Below are 7,900 nucleotides of genomic sequence, written 5' to 3'. Positions count from 1 at the left end.
GGCATGAGCGACGAACCCACCCGCGCTCATGCCCGGCGAGCGTAGTGCGATTCAGCCGCGCACCATGACTGCGTACGGCACGTTCATCACGACGGGGTGGGCGATGCCCCGGCCGTGGAAGCCGTCCTCACCGAAGGCGTCACCGTGGTCCGCGCACAGGATGATCAGCCAGCGGCGGCGGGCCGTGAGCGTGGTGATGAGGCGGCCCAGGTGCTGGTCCGCGTAGGCCAGGGCAGCGCGCTGGGAGGCGGCGCTGTCGTCGCTGTTGCCGAGATAGTGCCCGTGGGGCACGTGAGTGGCGGAGACGTTCACGAACAGGAAGAGGGCTTGCTCGTCGAAGAGGTCGGAAATCTCCAGGGCCCGGTCGACCTGGTGACGGGTGGAGTCAGGTTCTGGGGAGCAGAAGCTGGGGCGCCAGTGGTCCTCGTCGAACATGTCCGGCAGTACGGAGCCGAGCGGGGTCTCCCGCGAGAAGTAGGTGACGCCGCCGACGCAAGCGGTGCGGTAGCCGTGCTGGCCCAGCCCGGCGAGCAGGTTCGGGGCGTCGAAGACGAACGTCTCCGGCGGGACCGTCTTGAAGGCGGGTGGCCGGCATTCCCACAGCCGGGCGGGCTGCTCGGGTTGCGGGAGTTTGGGCAGGAAGCCGGAGAAGAACGCCATGTGGGCGGGGAGGGTGAAGGTGCCGGGTGTCTGCCGCCGCTCCCAGCCTCCTTTCGGCAGGAGTTCGGCAAGGCGTGGGGTCATGCCGTCGTCCAGGGCAGTGCGGGCGGTGTCGTAGCGCAGGGAGTCCAGGGTGATGAACAGGATCGGGTCCCGGTTGCCGATGATGTCGGCCGCGTTGATCACCGCTTGGTTCCTCTCTCTTGCTCGACTGGGTGCGGGTAGTGCTCGATGCGGCCCTTGACCGTTTCGTTGACGGGGATGGGGATGCGGTCTGTGGCTATCAGGTGCCGGATGCCTGCCAGGCCGGTGTCCTCGTCGAGGGGCTTACCGTCGGGCCCGTACAGGACGATCGAGAGGGTCTCCTCGCCCTCCGGTCCAGTAGTGGAAACGCGGGCGCCTGGTACGTCGCCCAGCTCGGTCATCGCCCGCAGCAACGTCCCCTCGTCCGCGACTCGCAGGGTGAGTACCGTGCAGGCGTAGTGCTGGGCGTTGATCGCACCCCGGCACAGTCGCTGGTGGACCAGGAGGCTGGTGCCCCGGCCGTCGTGGGCGACGGCGATGCGGTGGGCCTTGAGGGTGGTGACGAGGCAGGCGCCGAGCCACCAGCCCACCGCCTCGTGGATCTCGTCGGGGAAGCGGCCGTGGGCGCCGCCGTCCCGGATCATCGCGTCGGTGTTGATGGGGTTAAGCACGGCGGCCCTCCACGTACTTGAGGATCTCGTCGGCGAGCTGGTCGGGGGTTCGGCCGTCGGTGTCCAGGACCACGGCGGTCGGGTCGTTGGCGGCGACCGCCTCGAAGTTCACGAGCAGCTGCTTGAGCCGGTGAGGGACCTCGAAGAGGTCCGCGTCGTCCTGCTTCAGGTCCTGCTTGCTGCGCATCCGCTCCCGCAACGCCTCCTCGGAACAGCGGAGGTAGAAGGTGCGGTCCGGGACGGCAAGGTAGTCGTGAAACGGGTCGAGCAGGCGGGTTACGTCCTCCGCTGCGACGCCGTGGGCTGCCGCGTGGCAGGCGATGACGGACGACCTGTACCGGTCGGCGATGACCGGTCCGGCCGTGAGCTCCTGTCGTGCCCGGTCCGAGGTGTGGAGCAGGCCGGACAAGTAGAAACCGAACTGCGGCAGAGCGCGTAGCCGCAGCCGTGCCTCTTCCGCCCATCCCTGATGCGGCAGTGTCAGCGTGTGCAGCGCGGTCGCGCCAAGCCGCGTGGCCAGGACGCTGGCGAGGGTGGACTTGCCGACGCCGGAGACCCCTTCCAGCACGCCGAAGAAGCTGCGGGGGAAGTCGTCGTACGGGATAGGTGCGTACGCGGGCAGAAGGCTCACAGGGTCCCCTCGGTGAAGGCGGTGACGTGGCGGGCGACGGCTTCGGCGAGCCGGTCCGGGTCGCTCAGCGCGTCTTTGATGTCCAGGCGCAGGTCGCCGCGCAGCAGGCAGGGCTGGAGGCCGGCGGCGTGGTCGGCGCGCAGGGCCCAGAAGCCTTCGACGCAGTTCGAGCGGACGGGGCAGGTACCGCACTGGCCGACGTGGTGGCGGCCGAGGCCGCGTTCGATGACGTCGATCTCCACCCCGTCGACGCGGAAGACCCGTCGGCCCTGGCCGACCCCGGCGACCTCGATGTGCTCGTCGGTGGTGAGAGTCCGAAGGTGCCGGACGATCTGCTCGGCCGGGACGGCGTTGTCGGCGTCGTCCTCGTTGAAGTCGGTGGGCACCAGCTCGATGAACTGCACCGGCAGGCCGCGCGCGAGGGCGTGGTCGAGGATGGCCCGGACTTCGTGCTGGTTCTGGCGCAGCAGCAGACAGTTCAGCTCGACCCGTTCGAAGGTCTCGCGGGCGGCCTCGATCCCGTCGAGGATCGGTGCGATGCCCATGCGGACGCCGGCGATGTCGAGGAGCGAGGCGTCGGAGAAGTAGTGGAGCGAGACCTTGACCTTGTCGAGGCGGGTCTGGGCCAGCCATTCCTGGTTGTGGCGGACGCGGGTGCCGTTGGTGATCAGCGTGTACGAGCCGTCCGCGCCGATCTCCGGCAGGTTCGCCAGCACCTCGCGGGCCAACGGCGACACCAGCGGCTCGCCGCCGCTGAAGTAGCCACGCCGCAACCCGGCCTTGATCATCCCGTGGATGAAGGCGAGGAAGTCCTCGGCGGTGACAACACGGCGCCGTGGCTGTTGGGTGCGATCGCGAAGTGTCAGGGGTGGTGGGACGTCGTCCTCGTTGTGGCAGAAGAAGCAGCCGAGGTTGCACCGGGGTGTCAGGGAAATCCGGAACTGGCCACGCAGGGTGGCGAAGTTCCGTAGGGCGGTCCAGTCGACCGCCTCGGGGGCGGCCAGGGCTTCGGTAGTGCTCACGGCGTCCTCCGGACGAGTGGGCGGGGTGACGGCACGTACAAGGACGGCGGCGAATTGCTTGTCGGGGTGCCGGCCGCGGCCCGCCCGTTCTCGGGGGAGACGTCGGCCGCGACCGGCGTGGGCGCCCGAGTAGAAAGGGCACCCGGTTCCTCCCGCGCCCTGTCCTTCTTCGGGGGCATTACGCGGGAGAGCTGGAGATCAGCCGCCGTCGATGGCGATGGCAATCGTGAGGGCGACGATCAGTACGGCGAGAACCAGGACGTACGCCATGACCGCTCGCTGGGGGTTCACCGGTCGGGCCAGAACGGACGCGGCCGGGTCCGTTCCTGGAGGAACTGCGTGAACGAGCGAACCGCGCGAGCGAGCGCCCGCAGGTACGTCCAGTTCGCGAACAGCCCGCCACCGGGACCACGACCGAGCAGCTCCGTCCAGTCCTGGAGTGCACCTGCGACCCGTGCGTCCCGCTCAGCGTCGGGCAACCGCGTTACAACACCGGCCAGTTGATTACCGTGGTCGATCATGACGACGACCTGACGCGCGTTCTCCTCCGCGTCGGGCTGGCGCTCGAACCCGACCAGCGCCCGGTCGCAGTCCAGCGCGATCAACTCCAGTTCACTCGCCGACGGCACGGCGGTCGGCGCGCTGTCCGCTGCTTTTTGATGCGTCACTGTGCCCACCGCGCTCCTCCTCGAAGCGGCCCTCGACGAGCCATCCGATCGGTCACAACGACCGTATGAGCGTGGGGAATGCGATAGGACTGACCCCGGGTACGTGTTATGCGGAGCGCCACGCCAGGACGGGAGGGCGTCATGGGCCACAAGCCGCAGCCGCGCAAGATCGACATCAGCGGGATCGTGTCCGGCTACGTGCTGCGTCTTGCCCGCGAGAGCATCCCCCGCACCCAGAACGGCCTGGCCGAAGACCTGGAGGTCGATCTCGCGACGCTCCAGGGCTGGGAGTCGGGCCGCCGCCCGCTCGCCAACGTGAAGGCCGGCGCCCTGCTCGATCTGCGCCGCCGATTACCTGCCCTCGGCGCGGACTCCGAACTGGTGCAGCTCCTGGACGCGGCCATGGACGCGGACCGCATCCTCAGCGGCGCGCTCAGCCCTCCCCTCCGGCTGGAGCAGCACCCACTGGGCGAGTGGGTGCACACCCGCGCGACGGCCCACATGTTCGCCTGGGCGGTCAATGGCACCCCGCCCCCCATGCTGGCGAACCGGCCGGCACCACGTCGGCGCGGAGCCGTACCGACGGCCCCGATCATCCCCGTCCAGCAGCGACTTCAGCTCTTCACCCATCTCAGAGATGTCGCGGAAGGTGCGTCCAGCACGAGTGCAGCCGGGGTTCTGCTGCGCCGCCAGGCGGCGTATCTCACCTCGTACGACGACAGCCCCGACACCTCCGCATGGACAGCCCACGTGCTGCACAAGGGCCGAGGCGCCCTGTCCGTTCACGGCTGGTCGTCCCTGTGGCCCGAAGCCCGCTCGACCGCGACCGCCCTTGCGCGCCAGGGGGATCCGCAGCCGTTACGCGACTTCATCGAGCGCGCCCTGGTCGACGACGACGCGGGCGAGGCCGCGAACCTGAACTACTGGGCGTACTGGCTCGGCGCCGCCTCCCGGCCCCAGCCCAGTGACCTGTTCATGCGGGATCGCGAACTGACCGGCTGGGACCCCATAACGCTCTTGCGCCTCCTGACCCGAGGTCTCCAAGAGGCGCCTACCTATGTGGAGTTGTACGCCCACTCGATCTGGGCGTTGGTGCACGCGTACCCATGGCTTCCGCAGGCCGCCCCTTCCGTGGCCCGCGTACTCGGTGAGAGGGTCGGGAAGATCCTCGACCACAACATGATCTCCCCCAGGTCTCGGCGCGATCTCTGCGCCGTGCAGTATCAGCTAGGCGATCGCACATGAGCAATGGAGGGCCACATATGGCAGACGACCAGAGCCGCGGCACCGCAGGGTTCCTGTTCGAGATGGGGATGCTCAAGAGGGCCAAGCGGTCCGGCTGGTGGATCGTCGGCGTCAAGGACCCCGAGACCATCGCGGAGCACAGCTTCCGCACAGCGATCATCGGGAGCGTCCTGGCCATGATGGAGGGCGCAGACCCCGCCAAGGTCGCACTGATGTGCGTCTTCCACGACACCCAGGAAACCCGCGTCAGCGACATCCCCCGCATCGGCCGCCGCTACCTGCAAGCCGCCACCAACGAGGCCGTCACCGCCGACCAGGTCTCCGCCGCCCACCCGGCCGTCACGGCCGGCGTGCAGCGCATCGTCGAGGAGTACGAGAACGGTGACAGCCCCGAGGTGCTCGTGGCGCATGACGCTGACAAGCTCGAATGCCTCATCCAGGCCGTGGAATACCGGGAGCAGGGCCATCAGAACGTCCAGAACTGGATCGATACCAGCCTGGCCAGCCTCAAGACTGCCTCGGCCAAGGAACTGGCCGAGGCAGCCCTGCACATGCCTTCACTGGAGTGGCAGCAGACCTATCTCCGATAGGGATGTGGCCCGACCGTGACCAACGCCGGAGGGCCGAAGGCCGCTGCGGGAGAGTGGATGGCGCTGAAGGAGGTGTCGCTTCCGTGATCGCGGCCCGGCTTGCCTGTGCGGCTCGCGCTCCGTCCCTGGGTGCCGGTCCCGCGCCGAGGCGTTGGACGCGCCAGGTGAGGGTCCTGGCGGTGGAGCGGGCATCGTCCAGTGGACGCTGCTCGGCGGCGTGCTGGAGGAGCTGTTGGGGGTCGTGGCCGGCTGTCTCGGCTTGGGTGAGGGCGGCGGCCAGTGCCGGCCAGGCAGGGTCGGCGAGGACCCGATCGGCGTGAGCCGGCAGGGCGGCTCGTAGATGCTGAGTGTGGCGTTCCACGGTGCGGGCGGGTGGCTTGCGCTGGGCCAAGGCGGCCAGCGGCTGAGCCGCGGCGTGCTCGTAGGCCGTGCGGAGGTGGGCCAGGGCCTGGTGGGCGGCGGCGACCTGTTGGTCATGGTGGCGGGCCTGGTGCCAGCGCGCTGCGGCGATGACGACCAGGACCGCGACGTCGAGGAACATCGCCAGCCCAGACCCGTCACCGGTGGCCGGTGTCGTTCGTAGTGCGCGTACGGCGCCGCGCAGGGCGCCAGCCTGGCCCTGCTGGGCGCGGACGCGGGAGCGGGAGGCGCGCTCGAATGCCAGGGCAGCCTGTTGAAGCTGTGCTCGCAGGTGATCGGGGGCGAGCAGCGGCAGGACGTCGAGGGCCTCGGCGAAGGCGGCGATGTGTGCCTGGGCGACCGTGGCGTCGCTCTGGTCAAGGTGGTGGGGGATGCGTTCGGCAGCCGCGGTGGCCTGGTGCCAGGGGTTCTGCCTGTGCCGGGGGCCCGGCCGGGTGGCTGGCGGGGTTTCGATGCCGGTGAGGCGCTCGCGGATATTGGGGAAGGACAGGTCGGGGGCGAGTTCGGAGCCGGAGAACCAGACGGGCTCGCCTGCGGCGTTGGTGTCGCCTTCGACGGCGACCTTGTAGCCGCGCACGTCCCCAGAGGGAAAGTGCTGGACGTCGACGCGGACACCGTCGACACCGTCCAGCAGGTGGAGGAACTCTTCGGAGCTGGTGGCGATGGATACAAGTTGACGGACGGTGGTGCGCAGACGCTCGCGGGAGGTTGTCTGCCGGCCATGGCGGCGGGCCTTCTCCTGCTCAGCCCGGGTAGGCCGTTTGGCGGCGGTGCGGTCGCCGCGTACGACTTGGTGGAGGCCGTATTCCTTCTCGATGGCGGCGAGTTCGCGGTCGGCGGTGAGGTAGTCGTTCCAGTGGCGGGCGGTGCGCAGGTCGGCGCGGACCTTGGTGGCGGCGATGTGGATGTGGTCCGGGGCGTGGCGGACGGCGACCCAGCGGCAGCCGTCGGGGGCACCCTCGGGGGCGATGCCGGTGGCGGCGACGACGCGGCGGGCGATGTCAGCCCACTCCTCGTCGCTGAGGTGTCGGTCGGTTTCGGCGGCGCGGATCGAGCAGTGCCATACGTGGCGTTCGGGGGCGCGGCCGTGCCGCTGGGCCTGCTTGACGTGCAGGTCGAGGTCGGCCACCAGAAGCTGTTTGGCGGTGTCGAAGTCTTGGGCGCGGCCGGGGTCGGGGGCGAAGCCGTCGAAGGAGGCGACGAGGTGGGGGTCGGTGTGGTCCTTGGCCTTCTTCGTGTCGTACAGGTAGCGGATGAGGCCGGCGGTGCTCTTGCCGCTGCTGATCTTCGCGATCATCGGGGCGTCTTGTGGCTGACGGCCTGGTTCGCGGCTGCCGCGATCTGCCTGACGGCGGTGCCGACGGCGTCAAGGGTGTGGTCAGTCTGGGCCAGCGCGGCGCTGTCCCCAGGGTGTGGATGGCCGCCGGAGTTGAGTTTCTTGGCGATCTGGTTGACGTTGTGGCCGATCGCCGCGACCTGGTGGCGCAGGGCGCTGAGTTCGTCGATGTAGTCGTCGAGCGCGGTGCGCTGGCCGGACAGGGTGAAGTCGCCTTGGACGTGGCCCAGGGCGAGGGCGGCGACGTAGTAGGCGCCGCTGATGTTCAGGGACCTGGCTTTGGTGAGGATGGCGGCCTTCTCCTCGATGCTGTAGCGGGCGTCGACGCGCTCCTTGCGTCGGCCGTTCGGGTCGGGCTTGCGGCGCTGGGCGACGCGGTGCAGGGCGGCTTGGTCGGCGGCACGCGGTAGTGGGACAGCAGCGGCGGCATCGGCGTCAGTGGGCTGGTCTTCTGCGGGCACCCCCTGGTGCCCGCCTGCCTCCGCCACCCCCGGGGCGGAGGCTTCCTCGTGGGACCGGCCTGTGGACGGTCCAGCGGGATACCTTGCTCCCGCTGTGACGGGGGTGGTGGTCATCTGCTCCTGAGACGTGGGGAGTTCGTGGTGCTGGTCGTGCATGGATCGGTTCTCCGTG

General features: G+C 69.5%; 9 protein-coding genes. 2 read left to right on the top strand and 7 right to left on the bottom strand.

Translation table 11 applies throughout. From position 1 onward, the window contains the following. Positions 1 to 51 precede the first annotated feature (51 nt). The 5 genes from ACJA3G_RS24375 to ACJA3G_RS24355 form a co-directional block, all read right to left on the bottom strand. On the bottom strand, positions 52 to 846 hold the full coding sequence (locus ACJA3G_RS24375; RefSeq protein ID WP_406555172.1) for an STM4013/SEN3800 family hydrolase: 795 nt from the start codon (positions 844 to 846) through the stop codon (positions 52 to 54). Continuing rightward, complete coding sequence (locus ACJA3G_RS24370) at positions 843 to 1,355, bottom strand: hypothetical protein (RefSeq protein WP_406555171.1); 513 nt, start codon at positions 1,353 to 1,355, stop codon at positions 843 to 845. The genes ACJA3G_RS24375 and ACJA3G_RS24370 overlap by 4 nt, the downstream gene beginning before the upstream one ends. Beyond that, entirely contained in the window at positions 1,348 to 1,986 is a 639-nt protein-coding gene (locus tag ACJA3G_RS24365) for a dTMP kinase (protein WP_406555170.1), read from the bottom strand. Before ACJA3G_RS24365 ends, ACJA3G_RS24370 begins: the two co-directional genes overlap by 8 nt. Then, entirely contained in the window at positions 1,983 to 3,008 is a 1,026-nt protein-coding gene (locus tag ACJA3G_RS24360) for a radical SAM protein (RefSeq protein ID WP_406555169.1), read from the bottom strand. Before ACJA3G_RS24360 ends, ACJA3G_RS24365 begins: the two co-directional genes overlap by 4 nt. A gap of 287 nt (positions 3,009 to 3,295) precedes the next feature. Further along, positions 3,296 to 3,685, bottom strand: a complete 390-nt coding sequence (locus tag ACJA3G_RS24355) for a DUF6415 family natural product biosynthesis protein (protein ID WP_406555168.1) — start codon at positions 3,683 to 3,685, stop codon at positions 3,296 to 3,298. 132 nt (positions 3,686 to 3,817) lie between these two features. On the opposite strand from ACJA3G_RS24355, the gene ACJA3G_RS24350 reads away from it, so the two are divergent. Together ACJA3G_RS24350 and ACJA3G_RS24345 are read left to right on the top strand one after the other, a co-directional pair. Next, the gene (locus tag ACJA3G_RS24350) at positions 3,818 to 4,921 is read left to right on the top strand and encodes an XRE family transcriptional regulator (protein WP_406555167.1); all 1,104 of its coding nucleotides are present in this window, start codon (positions 3,818 to 3,820) and stop codon (positions 4,919 to 4,921) included. Between the two features lie 17 nt (positions 4,922 to 4,938). Then, positions 4,939 to 5,511 (top strand): HD family hydrolase, encoded by a 573-nt coding sequence (locus ACJA3G_RS24345; protein ID WP_406555166.1) that lies wholly within the window; start codon positions 4,939 to 4,941, stop codon positions 5,509 to 5,511. Here ACJA3G_RS24345 and ACJA3G_RS24340 read toward each other — a convergent pair. Both ACJA3G_RS24340 and mobC read right to left on the bottom strand, forming a co-directional pair. Further along, positions 5,429 to 7,228 carry a relaxase/mobilization nuclease domain-containing protein gene (locus ACJA3G_RS24340; protein ID WP_406555165.1) on the bottom strand — a complete coding sequence of 600 codons (1,800 nt, stop codon included), beginning with the start codon at positions 7,226 to 7,228 and terminating at the stop codon, positions 5,429 to 5,431. The genes ACJA3G_RS24345 and ACJA3G_RS24340 overlap by 83 nt on opposite strands. Further along, a complete protein-coding gene (gene mobC, locus ACJA3G_RS24335; protein ID WP_406555173.1) occupies positions 7,225 to 7,884 on the bottom strand; it encodes a plasmid mobilization relaxosome protein MobC in 660 nt (219 codons plus the stop codon). The genes ACJA3G_RS24340 and mobC overlap by 4 nt, the downstream gene beginning before the upstream one ends. Positions 7,885 to 7,900: the final 16 nt, after the last annotated feature.

It is taken from the genome of Streptomyces sp. YS-3 (assembly GCF_045257485.1).
In the GTDB taxonomy this organism is placed as follows: domain Bacteria; phylum Actinomycetota; class Actinomycetes; order Streptomycetales; family Streptomycetaceae; genus Streptomyces.
Note: the sequence above shows the minus strand (reverse complement) of the source record. Positions and strands in the feature narration are given on the sequence as shown.

Bases quoted from the DNA above. Each gene is read 5' to 3' on its own strand.
- mobC (WP_406555173.1), bottom strand. From the start codon at position 7,884: ATGCACGACCAGCACCACGAACTCCCCACGTCTCAGGAGCAGATGACC.
- ACJA3G_RS24345 (WP_406555166.1), top strand. From the start codon at position 4,939: ATGGCAGACGACCAGAGCCGCGGCACCGCAGGGTTCCTGTTCGAGATG.
- ACJA3G_RS24350 (WP_406555167.1), top strand. From the start codon at position 3,818: ATGGGCCACAAGCCGCAGCCGCGCAAGATCGACATCAGCGGGATCGTG.
- ACJA3G_RS24340 (WP_406555165.1), bottom strand. From the start codon at position 7,228: ATGATCGCGAAGATCAGCAGCGGCAAGAGCACCGCCGGCCTCATCCGC.